The organism is Mesorhizobium sp. B2-4-18, from assembly GCF_006441385.1.
In the GTDB taxonomy this organism is placed as follows: domain Bacteria; phylum Pseudomonadota; class Alphaproteobacteria; order Rhizobiales; family Rhizobiaceae; genus Mesorhizobium; species Mesorhizobium australicum.
Genome location: NZ_VFUW01000005.1, coordinates 105,075 through 118,619, shown reverse-complemented (window position 1 = coordinate 118,619; position 13,545 = coordinate 105,075). Strand labels below are relative to the sequence as shown.

Genomic DNA, 13,545 nt, shown 5'->3' with positions numbered 1-13,545 from the left:
GCCGCGCGGAAACCGGGCCTGCGGGGGAGTCAGGTAGCCGGTTTCTGTGGCAGGGGCGAAATCGGCATTCCGGGGCCGATCTTCTGCAGATTGCCTGTGATCACCTGGTCGCCTTCAGCGACGCCGCTGAGGATGGCGACCATGTCGCCGCTGGTCGGCCCCAGCGAAACGAGCCGCTGGTCGACCGTATTGCCCTTGCCGACGACATAGAGATACTTGCCGAGTTGGCTTGATCCCAGTGCGACCTGCGGCACCATCAGCGCATCGGGCTGTTGTTTGACGTGCAGCCGCACGCGAACATACTGGCCAGGCAAGAGCGTGAACTTGGCGTTGCCGATTGTGGCGCGTGCGGTGATCGTGCCGGTCGAGTGATCGATCGTGTTGTCGATAAAGGTGAGCTCGCCCTTCTGGTGGGCCTCGGTCTCACCGGGAAGCAGGACCTCGACCTCGATCGGGCCGGCGGCACGCGCTTCCTCGATCTGCGCCAGATCCGTCTCGCTCGGATTGAAGGTGACGTAGATCGGATCGAGCTGCACCAGCGTGTTGAGCACGGTGCCGGCAACGCTGACCAGCGTTCCCACGGAAGCCTGGTTGCGGCCCAGACGTCCAGCGAACGGCGCGTGGATTTCAGCGTAGCTCAAATTGAGCTCGGCCGTGCGCACAGCCGCCTGGTTCAGCGCCAGCGACGCCTGCGCCTCGCGCAAGGTGCTGGTGCGCTGGTCGAAGCTGTCCTTGTCCAGGTAGCCGCTCTTGGCGAGTTCGGTACCGCGGCCGAGATTGGAACGTGCATAATCGAGGGTCGCCGTGTCGCGCTGAACCTGTGCCTTCGCCTGGTCGAGCGAGGCCTGGAAGTCATCGGGCGAGATCCTGTAGAGCAGGTCGCCTTGCCGCACGTCGGCGCCGTCTTGCGCCGTCTGTTCCTGCAAATAGCCGGGGACGCGTGCCTGCAGCGTGATGCTGCGGATCGGCTCGGTCCGCGCGGCATAGTCGAGATAGATCGGGATCGTCTTCTTGACCACGTTCGCCACCGGCACCGGCATGACGAACGCTGCTGGAGCCGGCGCGGCCCCGGCCGTGCCGGCATTCAGGCTGAGATTGCCCATGTCCAGCAGGTGGACACTGGCCACCGAGATCGCACCCAGCGCGACAGCCGTTCCCAACGCGATTTTCCATTTACGCATAATGATTCTCCAATCTTATTCGGCCGCTTCCGCCAGGGGAGGGAAGGCGGGTTTGGCCGCTGGTTCAGTGTGTTGAGAAGCGGGCTCGTCGCCGCCGCGCCGTTCGCGCAGCTGTTCGATGACCGCGTAGAAGACCGGCACGAACACCAGCGACAGGATGGTCGCGGCGACCATGCCGCCGAACACGGTGGTGCCGATGGACTGGCGGCTGGCGGCACCCGCACCGGTGGCGATCATCAGCGGCACCACGCCGAGGATGAAGGCAAACGCGGTCATCAGGATCGGCCGCAGTCTCAGCCGGGCGGCCTCCATCGATGCCTCGACGATGCTGAGGCCTTCCTCGCGCCGCCGTCTTGCGAACTCGACGATCAGGATCGCGTTCTTGGCCGCCAGGCCGATCAGCATGACGAAGCCGATCTGCGAATAGACGTCGATCTGCATGCCGCGCACCCAAAGTGCGGCGAACGCGCCGAACAGTGCGAGCGGCACGGTCAGCAGCACCATGAAGGGCATCGCCCAGCTCTCGTACTGCGCCGCCAGGATCAGGAAGACGAAGACGATGGCGAGGGCAAAGACCACCGACGCGATCGACCCCGCCTTGAGCTCCTGGAAAGTGATGCCGGTCCATTCGAAACCGAAATCCCTGGGCAGCGCGGTCGCCGCGGCTCGTTCCATGGCGGCGACCGCCTGGCCCGACGAATAACCGGGAGCGGCGCCGCCATTGATGGTGGCCGAGGCGTTGTTGTTGTAGTGCGGCACGGTTTCCGGGCCGACGAACGGCACCAGTTTCCCCAACGTGCTGAGCGGCACCATGCCGCCGGAGGCATTGCGCACATAGAGCCGTGAAATGTCGGCTGCACCGGCACGTGAATCCTTGTCGGCCTGGATGGTCACCCGGAAGGTGCGGCCAAACAGGTTGAAGTCGTTCACGTAGAGCGAGCCGAGATAGATCTGCAGCGTGTTGAAGACGTCGGGCAGGTTGAGGCCGAGCAGCTTCGCCTTGGCGCGGTCGAGATCGTAGTTGAACTGCGGCGTCGAGGTCGAGAACGGCGAAAACAGCTGCTGCGGATTGATTTCAGGCTGCTTGCGGGCCTCGGCGATCACCGCTTGCGTGGCGTCGTTGAGGGCCGTGCTGCCGCGGCCGGTGAGGTCCTCGACGACGAATTCGAAGCCGCCCGTGGTGCCGATGCCGGGGATGGAGGGTGGATCGAAGGAGAGCGCAAAAGCCTCCGGAATCTGCATCAGCTTGCCACGCACGTCGCCGACGAGCTTCGAGGCGCTCTGGTCGGGGCCACGCTCCTCCCACGGCTTGAGGATGGCGAACTCGACCGCCGAGTTCGACTGCGCCGCGCTGGTGAGGAAGTTCAGGCCGCTGATCGAGCCGACGATGTCGACGCCTGGCGTTGCCTGCAGGATGTCGCGCGCCTTCTGTGCCACTGCATCGGTACGCTCCAGCGAAGCGCCGTCGGGCAGCTGGATGACGACGAAGAAATAGCCCTGGTCCTCGACCGGAAGGAAGGTCGAGGGCAGCTTTTGCCAGACGAAGTAGGTGGCGACCAGGCCGGCGGCGAAGAGGCCAAGCATGATCCAGCGCAGCCGGATAAGGATGCGCACGCCATTGGCATAGGCATGCGACAGTCTGTCGAAGCCCGTATTGAACCAGCGGAACAGGAAGAATTGCGTTTCGCCGCGATGGCGCAGGAAGGCTGCACTGAGCGCCGGGCTGAGCGTCAGCGAGTTGAAGGCGGAGATGCCGACGGAGATCGCCACCGTCAGCGCGAACTGGTTGTAGAGCTTGCCGGAGACACCGGGAATGAAGGCAACCGGCACGAACACCGCCATCAGCACCGCGGTGGTCGCAATGATCGGGCCGGTGACCTCGGCCATGGCGGCCTTTGTCGCCGCCAGCGGTTTCAGTCCGGCCTCGAGCTGTCGTTCGACATTCTCGACCACCACGATGGCATCGTCGACGACAAGGCCGATCGCCAGCACCATGCCGAGCAGCGAGAGCATGTTGAGCGAGAAGCCCATCATCTCCATGATGACGAGCGTCGCCACCAGCGACACCGGGATGGCGATCGTCGGGATGATTGTGGTGCGCCAGCTTTGCAGGAAGATGAAGACCACGGCGACGACGAGCACCAGGGCTTCGCCAAGCGTGATCAGCACGTCATGCATCGAGGCCGAGACGAAGCGCGTCGTATCGTAGTGCATCGCATAGTCGACGCCCTTGGGAAAACGGGCCGACAGTTCCTGCATCTTGTCCTTGACGCGCTGCTGCAGATCGAGCGCGTTGGAGCCGGGCATCTGATAAACGGCGAGCACCACGGTCGGGTCCTTGCCGAAAAAGGCCGAGGACGAATATTGCAGGGCGCCAAGCTCGATACGGGCGACGTCGCGCAGCCGCACCAGCGAACCGGTGTCGGTGTTGGCACGCACGACGATGTCGCCGAATTCCTTCGGGTCGCTCAACCGTCCGACGGCGTTGACCTGCATCTCGAAGGCGGTGCCGGCGGGCGCCGGCGACTGGCCGATCTTGCCGGCCGCCACCTGGACGTTCTGTTCGGCGATGGCATTTTGCACATCGACCGCGGTGATGCCGAGATTGGCGAGCTTGTCCGGATCGAGCCAGACGCGCATCGAATAACGCCGTTCGCCGAAAATCTGCACGTCGCCGACACCAGGCAGCCGCTTCAGCGGATCCACCACCTGCAGATAGGCAAGGTTGGAGAGCGCCACCGGATCGACCGAATGGTCGGGCGAGGTCAGGTTGACGATGAGCACGAAGTTCGGGTTCTGCTTCTTGATCGTCACGCCGCCCTGGTTGACGATCGCCGGCAGCGACGAGGCGGCCTGCGAGACGCGGTTCTGGACGTCGACGGCGGCCGTGCTCAAGGAATAACCGACATCGAAGGTGATGGTGATGGTCGACGAGCCGTCATTGGAGCTCGTCGAGGACATGTAGGTCATGCCTTGCACGCCGTTGATCTGCTGCTCCAGCGGCGTCGTCACCGTGTCTGCCACCACTTGCGCGCTGGCGCCCGGATAGTGGGCGCTGACGACGACTTGCGGCGGTGTGATGTCGGGAAACTGCGAGACGGGCAGCAGGAAATAACAAATCGTGCCGGCGAGCACCATGATGATGGCGATCGCCGAGGCGAAGATCGGACGATGGATGAAGAAGTTTACCACGACACGCACGCCTCTCCGGCCGCTCTTGCCCGCCCGAAGGCGCTGGCGACCCTGGACAACTGCCCGCGCCCGTCCCGGGACCCTTCCCGTGAACGCAGCAACGGCACCTCGCGACGCTGCCCATCGGCAAGCGAGCGCAACATGTTCTCGAACGCGCGGGGGTCGACCCCGTCTGCCTTCATGACCAGCCGGATCATCGGATCCCGGACGGCCTCATCTATGGTAAGATCGCGGCGCTGTGGCATTGGCCGGCTCCTTGTCTGTCGATTCGCAGCCCGTGCTCACGAACCGTTTTTCATCTCTTCACCGGCCGAGGCCGCATGATTGGCAATCTTTTCGTCCATCTCGATCTGGTAGGACCAGTTCACGACCTTGTTATTGACGACGGACGATATAGGTGTTACCAGTAAGTAACATTCTGGAAGTTACAGACCGGTAACACCCTAGTCAAGAGGTGGCCGAGAGTTTTTTGGAAACGAAAGGAGATCATGATGACAGACGGCGTCGTGGAGCGCTCTCGTCCCCGGGATCGGATTCTGGAGACTGCGCGTGACATGTTCCACAAGCACGGCATCAAGGGCGTCGGCGTCGACGCCATCACCGAGGCTGCCGGCACGAACAAGATGACGCTCTATCGTCACTTCGAATCCAAGGACGAACTGATCGTCGAATGCCTGCGCGCCAACGCATTGAAAGCTGGCGCGATGTGGGAAACGTTCGAGGCCGAGCATCCGGGTGACAAGCTCGCTCAACTTCATGCCTGGGTTCGCAAGGCCGCCGCCATGCTCAACACCGACGGCCGTGGCTGCGACATGGCCAACGCCGCCGCCGAGCTGACCGAACCCGATCATCCGGCAAGGCGCGTCATCAAGGAACTCAAGGAAGCCCAGCGCGAACGCCTGGTCGGGCTCTGCCGGGATGCCGGCATCGGCCAGGCCGAGCTTCTCGCCGATACGCTGTCGCTGCTGTTTGAAGGTGCGCGGGTCAGTGTGCAGACCGTCGGTGCCGAGGGCCCGAGCACGCAGTTCGTGCGGATGGCTGAAGGACTGATCGTTTCCTTCCGGGGCACTGCCGCCGGTTAAGTATTGCCGTGGCTGCTGGTGATTTTGCGGTCGCGTGACCGAAACGATGTCTGCTGCCCTATAGGCAGCACGCTATTTCCCGTTGACTGAACGAAAAAAGCCCGCTGCCGGGAGGAGGTGGCAGCGGGCTCGATTTCGAATGTGGCGCGGGAGGAGGTGCACCCCATTCAGCGTCGGCATCGCATCTGGGAGGAGTAGATGGCCGACAACCAGAACGTACGAGTTGCCCAATGATTCGGCAACAATGAATTGTGCATAGCTGCTGTGCAGATTTGCAGGGGCGGTCAGGTTCCCCAGGAGATGCGGGATCTCACTGCACGGGTACGTTTTCCCGGAAGATCAGTCGCGGCTCGATGAATTTGCGGGTGAGATAGGGCGCCGATGATGCGATCGAGCCGAGCAGTTGGATCACCGACTGCTCCGCGATCAGCCTGGCGTTCTGGTCGATGACGACGTCGGCGAGGTCGTCGACGAGGTAGCCGCGTGTCTCCCTGGTCAGGTCGTGGCAGATGAAGACCGGCTTGCGGTTGGGCCTGGTTTCCCGGATCGCCTTGGCAATGCCGGAGCGCCCGGCGCCGACACAATAGATGCCGAGCAGTTCCGGCTCGTTGCGCAACGCTTTCATGGTTGCGGCATAGCTGGCGTCGGGCTCGTCATTGATCTCGACGGCGCTGCTGACGGTGAGGTTGGGAAACTCCTCGCCAAGCACGGAGCGGAAGCCCATCTCGCGCTCTTCATGGCCGCGATAGGAACGCGAACCGACGACCATCGCCAGCTGCCCCTCGCGGCCGCCGAGAAAGCGTCCCATCAAAAGTGCCGCCGTCCGTCCCGCCACGCGGTTGTCGATGCCGACATAGGCCGAGCGGGGAGCGGCCGGAATATCGGACACCAGCGTCACCAGCCGGATACCGGCCTCGACCATGTCGCGCAGGATGTTGCGCGTCCTGGGATGATCGACCGCGATGACACCGACGCCGTTGGCGCGCAGCGACAGCTTTTCGACCGCGGTCTGCAAGGCATTGGGCGAGATACCGGCGAGATTGTGAATCCGGCAGGACGCCACCAGCGGCAGGCGCGAGGCGTAGTCCTCGATGTGCTTTGCCAGGTCGTGCATGAAGTCGTTCGAGCCGATCGGCAGGAAGAATTCCAGGTTTGCGGGCCTCGAGGGAAGCGTCACCTGGTCGGCGACCGGCAGATAGCCGAGCTGCTTGGCGGCCTCCATGACGCGTTGCCGGTTGGCGGCACTCGCTCCGGGCCGGTTGTTGAGCACCCTGTCGACCGTCGCGGTCGACAGCCCGCAGTTCCTGGCGATGTCGGAGACGGTAGCCTTCATGCCGCAACCCTACACGTCGCTTCGTACGTCCTCAGTGCGCCGGCTTGCCGTCGGCGAGGGCGTCGCGGATGTCCTTGTCCGACATGCCGGTGATGATGCGCTCGACTTCCGTCACGGTTGTCGTCTTCGGATCGATGTCGTCGGCGACCACCTTGCCCCTGCGCATGACGACGATGCGGTCGACCACCTGGAAGACATGGTGGATGTTGTGCGCGATGAAGATGCAGGAGTGGCCGGAATCGCGGGCGTTGCGCACGAAGCTGAGCACGCCTTGGGTCTCGGCCACGCCGAGATTGTTGGTCGGCTCGTCGAGGATGATCAGGTCGCTGTCGAAATGCATGGCGCGCGCGATCGCGACCGCCTGCCGCTCGCCGCCGGAGAGCGAGCCGATCGGTGTCGTCGGCGGGATGTTCTTGGAGATTCCGACCTGTTTGAGCAGATCGCGGGCGACCGTGTTCATGGCGTCCTGGTCCATGCGGTTGAGGAAGCGCGGCGGCTTGATCGGTTCTCGACCCAGGAACAGGTTGCGCGCGATCGACAATTGCGTGACCAGGGCGGAGTCCTGGTAGATGGTCTCGATGCCGTGGGCGATGGCGTCGCTGGTATCGCGCAAGGTGACCTTCTTGCCGCGGATGAAGATATCGCCGCTGGTCAGCGGCACCGCGCCGGAGAGAACCTTGATCAGCGTCGATTTGCCGGCGCCATTGTCGCCCAGAAGGCCGACGATCTCACGCTCGTTGACATGGAAATTGGCGTCCACCAGCGCCTGCACGCGGCCATAGGACTTGCGGATGTTGTGCATGCGGATCAATGGCTCGGCCATGGTTCAAGTCCCCGCCTGGTGCCGGCGTTCCAGCCATGAATGCAGCGCCATCATGCCAAGGATGATCGCGCCGATGAAGATGTTGTAGGCAAGGCCGGGCACGCCGATCAGCACGATGCCGTTGCGCATCACGCGCAGGATCAGGATGCCGAGCACGGTGCCGATGATGGTGCCGCGCCCGCCGGTGAGTGCGGTGCCGCCGATCACCACCATGGCGATCACCTCGAGCTCGTAGCCGGTGCCGCTGTTGGGGTTGGCGGCGGATGTGCGCAGCGAGGAGATGACGCCGGCAAGCGAGGCCATGACCGACGACAGGACGAACAGGCCGACCTTGACGCGATTGACATTGACGCCGCGGGCACGCGCCGCGTTGGGATTGCCGCCCGCCGCCTGGATCCAGTTGCCGGTCCGGCTTTGCGTCAGGACATAGCCGAGCGCGATCGCCGCGGCGATGAACCAGAACAGCGACATGTAGATGCGGAACGGCCCGATGAAGAAGTCGCCGACCAGAGCCTCCGCCAGCCAGCTGCCTTCGGCACTCCAGGTGCGCTGCGGAAACCCGTCGGTGATGAAAAGCGCGCTGCCGCGCACCACCAGCAGCATGCCGAGCGTCACCAGGAAGGACGGGATCTTGAGCTGCGTGACGAACCAGCCATTGACCAGGCCGATCAAGGCGGCAACCACCAGCGCGACAAGGAAGCCCATTTCCAGCGAGGTGACGCCGGCATTGAACAGCGTCCACATCAGCACGGGCGAGAAGCCGAACAGGGACCCGACGGAGAGGTCGAATTCGCCCGAAGTCATCAACAGCGTCATCGCCAGCGCGATCAGGCCGAGCTCGACCGTGAAGGCCAGCGTGTTGGAGATGTTCTGCGGCGACAGGAAGTCGTGGTTGAAACCCCAGAAAACGGCGATCTCCACGATGAGCAGAATGAAAGGTCCGAATTCCGGCCGCGCGATCAGGCGTTGGATGAGCGAATGATTTTCCACTGGGAACCCGCGACATGGTTGGGACGGGCCGCGAGCTCCACCGCATCGGGTGGCATGCCACGGCACAGGAAGATATCTGGCGCCGTGCGAAAACGCGCGGCGCCAGGGGATCGCGGATTATTTGCCGGACAGGATCTTGTCGTAGACCGCCGCGGTGTCCTTCTCATAGAGCGCGCCGGTGATGACGTTGAAGCCCGGAGGAATGCCGCTGGCCGCCATGTTGGCGAGCGACAGCGCCACATAGCTGGTCGCCTGCGGATCCTGCCACTGGCCGGCATTGACATAGCCGTTCAGCACTTCCTGGGTGGTGTCGAGCGAGTTGCCCCAGCCGACCACCGGGATTTCGCCCGGCTTGACGCCGACCTGGTCGAACACGCGCTTGATCGAACCGGTTACGAGGTCGCCCAGGCCGATGATGGCGTTGACCTTGCCCTTGTGGGCGGTGAGGTAGTCGACCATGCGGTTGATCACCTCGGCCTGGTCGAGCGTCGCTTCGGTCACTTCATAGGTGATGCCGAGCGGGCCGAAGACGCTCTTGATGCCTTCTTCTTCCTGCACGCCGTAGGTGGCGCCGGGGATCTCGACCGGCATCCAGACGAAGTCGCCCTTCTTCACCAGGCCCTTGTCGACCAGATACTGCGCCCAGTGCTTGCCGAAAGTGACGTTGTCACCGCCGACATAGGCGTTGAAATTGGCCTTGGGATCGGGCGTGTTGAAGTTGATGATCGGGACGTTGGCCGCGCGCGCTTCCTTGACGATCTCGACCAGGCTGCCCGGATCGGGGCTGGTGGTGACGATGCCGTCGGCCTTGGCCGAGAGGGCGGCACGGACCGCCTCCTGCTGCGAGGCGACGTCGCCATTGTGGAACGACGTGTTGACGGTGTTGCCGGTGTCCTTGGCCCATTGCTTGGCGCCGGCGAGGAAGTAGGTCCAGACCGGGTCGGCCGGCCCGCCATGTGAAATCCAGTAGAACGTCTTGGCCTGCGCGGCTGCCGGAATGACCGTCAGCGCGATCAGCAGGCCGTAGAGCACAAGTCTTAGTCTCGTCAGCATTTGATTTCCTCCCGGTTGAAGATGATCCGTCCCTTGTTCCGGCTTCAGCCGGATTGCGTCTTTTTGCCAGCGCCGCTCGGATGCATAAGAGCATTCCCTTTTTCGACGAATGGCAAGCCTCCATCTGCAGATGTAGTTGGCGCCTGACGCGGCGCCATCAGCGACCCCATCAGATCGCATCAGTCGGGATGATTTTTCCCGGGCAGTCGGATGATTGTCGCCGAGAGCTCAGCCGGGCGGACTATCCCGATCACGTCTGGGCGGTCTCTGAGGGCGAAAGCCCCCAAAGAGCCGCTTAGAGCAGGCCGGCCTTGGCCAGGTCGCGCATCAAATGGCTGGCGCCGTAGGTCCAGTGCGGGCAATCGGGCGACAGCCGCACGCGGTTGACCAGCGCGCCGAATTTTTCCGACGAGATGGTGACGATGTCGCCGACCTTGTGCGTGAACCCCTTGCCCTTTTCGCCGCGATCCTTCGACGGCACGAACATGGTGCCGAGATAGAGCGCCAGCCCGTCCGGATACTGGTGATGCGGGCCCATGGCCGCGGCAACCAGCTCCTCCGGCGAGCGGCTGATCTCGGCCATCGAGCTTGCCCCCTCCAGCGAAAACCCGTCCTCGCCCTCGACCTTCAGGCGCACGACGGCCTGCTTCACGTCGGCGATGGAGAACGTGTCGTCGAACAGCCGGATGAAGGGGCCAAGCGAGGCCGAGGCGTTGTTGTCCTTGGCCTTGCCGAGCAGCAGCGCCGAACGGCCCTCGACGTCGCGCAGATTGACGTCGTTGCCGATGGTGGCGCCGACGATCCTGCCGCTCGAGGCGGCGATCATGGCGATCTCCGGCTCCGGATTGTTCCAGGTCGAAACCGGATGCAGGCCGACATCGGCGCCGAAGCCGACCGAGGCCATCGGCTGGCACTTGGTGAAGATCTCGGCATCTGGGCCGATGCCCACTTCCAGATATTGCGACCAGGCGCCGCGCGAAATCAGCTTGGCCTTGATCTCCATCGCCTCTGGCGAACCGGGCTTGAGCTTCGAAAGATCATGGCCGATCAGACCCGCAATGTCGGCGCGGATGGCGTCGGCCTTATCAGCCGAGCCACGCGCCTGTTCCTCGATCACCCGTTCGAGCAGGCTGACGACGAAGGTGACGCCGGAAGCCTTGATCGCCTGCAGGTCGACCGGCGACAGCAGAAAGGGTTTTGCCCGGTCGCGCGTGGCTTCGAAACTGTTGGACGCGATATCGTCGAGTGAACCGATCGGCTTGCCCGTGGCCGAGCGCACATGGCCGGCCGGGTCGGCCAATTCGCAGATGTCGCGCACGGTGGGCGCCGCGCTGGATGTGATGTCGAAGACGGTGCCGTCGCGCACCGTGACGACCAGGGGGTGCGAGGCATCGCCGCTCCTGGCGCGGCCGACAAACAAGCCTTCAGCGGGCAGATGTGTCGGGTTGGTCATGAGTTGGGTTCCTCGTTGAATCGAAAATGCTGGCCCGGTCGGCGCGGCACTTTCGCCGGATTCCATTCAAAGGTCTATCCCATCCAAGCAGTCGAGCGGTGGCCGCGAATATGCCGACTGGGTCATCCACGATGTCCGGATGTCAAGGACATCACCGGGCTTAGGGTCCGGTTACTTGAACTTGACTCAGAGAATTGTTCGTGTTTTGTTCTGGGCGCCAGAGCAGAACGGAGGCGTTCCTTGGCGAGCGTATAGGTAATGTACCAAGGCGAACTAGATTTCGGAATTCCAGAACCGCCAAGGCGGCCCAAAAAGCCCGATCGTGTCTTCTTCGGCGTGTTTCTGCAGGCAGGGGATTATTTTCGGTTTGCTGATTGTCAAAGCCGGCTATGCGACAAATGTGGCATAGCCGGCTCACCGCTGATACCGGAGCGTTTTCATGTCAGCCAGCAGCATGTCGGGGACTACAAGCGGCTGCGGTCGAAGATCATCTTTGCGGCCACCCGATCGGGGCAGCGCGTCAAGATGCCTGCTTTTGAGATCACCTTTCGCCACGCCAGGAGCTTTCCTGGCCGCCCGGCGACAACAGGCCGACCGGCCAAGCATCCCTTCGTGCTTGTGGCCGATGACGGACCGGTTTGTGAACTGAGCGGGAATCTCGGCGCCGAAATGCTGCGTGAAGGCCTGAAGGCGTCAGACGGGTTCGTCCCTCATATGACCCTTGCCTATGACCAGAAACTTATCCCACAACTGCCGATCGAGCCGATCAGCTTCGTGGCGCGGGAGTTCATTCTCGTGCACAGCCTGCGCGGGCTGACGCAATATGACTTTCTGGAACGTTGGCCGCTGATTGCGATGTAACGAAGGACGCGCTGGTTCGCGCGACACCCCATCCTGACAGGGTCATGTCAGCTATCAACCTGTCCGCGATGGCAGGTCCGCAAGCGGTTCCCTACTTGCAATGCGTCTGAACAGGAGGAACAAAAATGACCGTCACGGAAATCGCCAAGGAGTTCACCGAACTTCTCAAACAGGGCAACAACGAAGGTGCTGCCGAAAAATACAATGCCGACGATATCGCCAGCTACGAAGCGATGGAGGGACCGATGGCCGTCAGTCACGGCAAGGAGGCCCTCAGGCAGAAAAGCCAGTGGTGGCAAGAGAACCACGAAGTGCATGGCGGCTCGGTCGAGGGCCCTTATGTCAACGGCGATCAATTCGCTGTGCGCTTCACCTTTGACATAACGCCCAAGGCCACCGGCGAGCGTGTCACCATGGATGAGGTTGGCCTGTACACGGTCAAGAACGGCAAGATCACCGAAGAGCGCTTTTACTACTGAGGCCGGAAATCGGGTCTTCCCAGCTTTGCTCTCTTTGCGGCAAGGTTGAAAATGTGCACGGCGGCCAGAGCGATCCTCTGGCCGCTGGGAGCGTTCAAATCGTCTTCACATACTGCGCAAGTTGATCGGCCACCGTGCCCCAGCCGTCGAAGAAACCCATCTCTTCATGGTTGTCGCGGGTGGCTTGGTCACGGTGAATGGCTGTGGCGGTATAGCGCGTACCCTGGCCATCCTGATGGAGCGAAATGACCGCGGTGATGAAAGGCTCGCCCGAGGGTCGATAGCCGGGCAGCAGCGCATCCGTCCACACCAGCCGCTCGTTGGGCACGATTTCCAGATAGCAGCAGTGGCGGTCACTGACCTCCTTGCCGTCGGGCGACTGCATGCGTGTCCGAAACAGGCCGCCCGGCCTGAGGTCGATCTCGCAGTCGGTGATCAGCCACGGCTTCGGCGTGAACCACTGCCTGACATGCTCAGGTGTCGTCCAGGCTCGCCAAAGCAATTCGCGCGGCGCATCGATTACGCGCTCCAGCGTCAGGTCCAGTCTGGGATCCGGCTTGAACGGATAGCTCATTTTTCTGTCTCCTTGAGGGTCATGACATAGGCATCGAACTGGTCGAGGCGGCGTTCCCAAACTGTACGCTGTTCGGCCAGCCAGCTTTCGGCGAGCTTCAACGGTTCAGGCGCAAGCTCGTAAGTCCTGACCCGTCCGGTCTTTTGCGAACGAACCAGCCCGCAGCCTTCGAGAATCTTGAGATGGTCGATGAAGGATGGCAGGGCCATCTCGAAAGGCTGGGCCAGTTCGCTAACCGAAGCAGGGCTCCTGTTCAGTCGCTCGACCACGCGCCGTCGCGTCGGGTCGGCAAGCGCGCGAAAAATGCCGTCGATCGGCGGGAGGCTTGGATTTCTACTCTGGAGGCTGGTCATCGATCGGTCCCCGGGTTGTCAAAGCGGTCGAAAACACTTAGGTAATTTCCTTAGTGTTGGCAAGCGCAAATTTACGGCAATGCTGGCCAAGCTGCTGGCCAAGCTGCTGGCCAAGCGGGAAGGGCGGTTTTAGGCTGCGAAACGGTTCGACTGTCAGCCCAAGGGAAGAGC

12 protein-coding genes are annotated in these 13,545 nt (G+C 62.7%); 3 read left to right on the top strand and 9 right to left on the bottom strand.

Features of this window, described 5'->3' with window-relative positions:
* Positions 1-29: 29 nt before the first annotated feature.
* Together FJ527_RS13915 and FJ527_RS13910 are read right to left on the bottom strand one after the other, a co-directional pair.
* Positions 30-1,181: an efflux RND transporter periplasmic adaptor subunit gene (locus FJ527_RS13915; RefSeq protein WP_015318882.1), complete on the bottom strand. Its 1,152-nt coding sequence runs from the start codon at positions 1,179-1,181 to the stop codon at positions 30-32.
* Between the two features lie 15 nt (positions 1,182-1,196).
* Positions 1,197-4,373 carry a multidrug efflux RND transporter permease subunit gene (locus FJ527_RS13910; RefSeq protein WP_140823538.1) on the bottom strand — a complete coding sequence of 1,059 codons (3,177 nt, stop codon included), beginning with the start codon at positions 4,371-4,373 and terminating at the stop codon, positions 1,197-1,199.
* A gap of 491 nt (positions 4,374-4,864) precedes the next feature.
* Here FJ527_RS13910 and FJ527_RS13900 point away from each other — a divergent pair, with 491 nt between their 5' ends.
* Complete coding sequence (locus FJ527_RS13900) at positions 4,865-5,455, top strand: TetR/AcrR family transcriptional regulator (RefSeq protein WP_015318879.1); 591 nt, start codon at positions 4,865-4,867, stop codon at positions 5,453-5,455.
* A gap of 310 nt (positions 5,456-5,765) precedes the next feature.
* Here FJ527_RS13900 and FJ527_RS13890 read toward each other — a convergent pair whose 3' ends face one another.
* From FJ527_RS13890 to FJ527_RS13870, 5 genes are all read right to left on the bottom strand, one after another.
* A complete protein-coding gene (locus tag FJ527_RS13890) occupies positions 5,766-6,788 on the bottom strand; it encodes a LacI family DNA-binding transcriptional regulator (protein WP_015318878.1) in 1,023 nt (340 codons plus the stop codon).
* Positions 6,789-6,819: 31 nt separating this feature from the next.
* Positions 6,820-7,611 (bottom strand): ATP-binding cassette domain-containing protein, encoded by a 792-nt coding sequence (locus FJ527_RS13885; RefSeq protein ID WP_015318877.1) that lies wholly within the window; start codon positions 7,609-7,611, stop codon positions 6,820-6,822.
* A 3-nt stretch (positions 7,612-7,614) separates the two neighbouring features.
* Positions 7,615-8,601: an ABC transporter permease gene (locus tag FJ527_RS13880; protein WP_015318876.1), complete on the bottom strand. Its 987-nt coding sequence runs from the start codon at positions 8,599-8,601 to the stop codon at positions 7,615-7,617.
* 117 nt (positions 8,602-8,718) lie between these two features.
* Entirely contained in the window at positions 8,719-9,654 is a 936-nt protein-coding gene (locus tag FJ527_RS13875; RefSeq protein WP_015318875.1) for a substrate-binding domain-containing protein, read from the bottom strand.
* Positions 9,655-9,949: 295 nt separating this feature from the next.
* Complete coding sequence (locus FJ527_RS13870; RefSeq protein WP_140823361.1) at positions 9,950-11,107, bottom strand: fumarylacetoacetate hydrolase family protein; 1,158 nt, start codon at positions 11,105-11,107, stop codon at positions 9,950-9,952.
* 258 nt (positions 11,108-11,365) lie between these two features.
* On the opposite strand from FJ527_RS13870, the gene FJ527_RS13865 reads away from it, so the two are divergent.
* Entirely contained in the window at positions 11,366-11,968 is a 603-nt protein-coding gene (locus FJ527_RS13865; RefSeq protein WP_140823360.1) for a 2'-5' RNA ligase family protein, read from the top strand.
* A gap of 125 nt (positions 11,969-12,093) precedes the next feature.
* A complete protein-coding gene (locus FJ527_RS13860; protein WP_015318872.1) occupies positions 12,094-12,447 on the top strand; it encodes a SnoaL-like domain-containing protein in 354 nt (117 codons plus the stop codon).
* A gap of 94 nt (positions 12,448-12,541) precedes the next feature.
* Here the strand turns inward: FJ527_RS13860 and FJ527_RS13855 are convergent, their stop codons facing one another.
* The gene (locus FJ527_RS13855; protein ID WP_140661449.1) at positions 12,542-13,021 is read right to left on the bottom strand and encodes an SRPBCC family protein; all 480 of its coding nucleotides are present in this window, start codon (positions 13,019-13,021) and stop codon (positions 12,542-12,544) included.
* Positions 13,018-13,374: a metalloregulator ArsR/SmtB family transcription factor gene (locus FJ527_RS13850; protein WP_140661448.1), complete on the bottom strand. Its 357-nt coding sequence runs from the start codon at positions 13,372-13,374 to the stop codon at positions 13,018-13,020. The genes FJ527_RS13855 and FJ527_RS13850 overlap by 4 nt, the downstream gene beginning before the upstream one ends.
* Positions 13,375-13,545: the final 171 nt, after the last annotated feature.

Excerpts from the sequence above, each read along its gene's own strand:
- FJ527_RS13915 (WP_015318882.1), bottom strand. The coding sequence starts at position 1,181 with ATGCGTAAATGGAAAATCGCGTTGGGAACGGCTGTCGCGCTGGGTGCG.
- FJ527_RS13900 (WP_015318879.1), top strand. The coding sequence starts at position 4,865 with ATGACAGACGGCGTCGTGGAGCGCTCTCGTCCCCGGGATCGGATTCTG.
- FJ527_RS13890 (WP_015318878.1), bottom strand. The coding sequence starts at position 6,788 with ATGAAGGCTACCGTCTCCGACATCGCCAGGAACTGCGGGCTGTCGACC.
- FJ527_RS13885 (WP_015318877.1), bottom strand. The coding sequence starts at position 7,611 with ATGGCCGAGCCATTGATCCGCATGCACAACATCCGCAAGTCCTATGGC.
- FJ527_RS13875 (WP_015318875.1), bottom strand. The coding sequence starts at position 9,654 with ATGCTGACGAGACTAAGACTTGTGCTCTACGGCCTGCTGATCGCGCTG.
- FJ527_RS13870 (WP_140823361.1), bottom strand. The coding sequence starts at position 11,107 with ATGACCAACCCGACACATCTGCCCGCTGAAGGCTTGTTTGTCGGCCGC.
- FJ527_RS13865 (WP_140823360.1), top strand. The coding sequence starts at position 11,366 with ATGTACCAAGGCGAACTAGATTTCGGAATTCCAGAACCGCCAAGGCGG.
- FJ527_RS13860 (WP_015318872.1), top strand. The coding sequence starts at position 12,094 with ATGACCGTCACGGAAATCGCCAAGGAGTTCACCGAACTTCTCAAACAG.
- FJ527_RS13855 (WP_140661449.1), bottom strand. The coding sequence starts at position 13,021 with ATGAGCTATCCGTTCAAGCCGGATCCCAGACTGGACCTGACGCTGGAG.
- FJ527_RS13850 (WP_140661448.1), bottom strand. The coding sequence starts at position 13,374 with ATGACCAGCCTCCAGAGTAGAAATCCAAGCCTCCCGCCGATCGACGGC.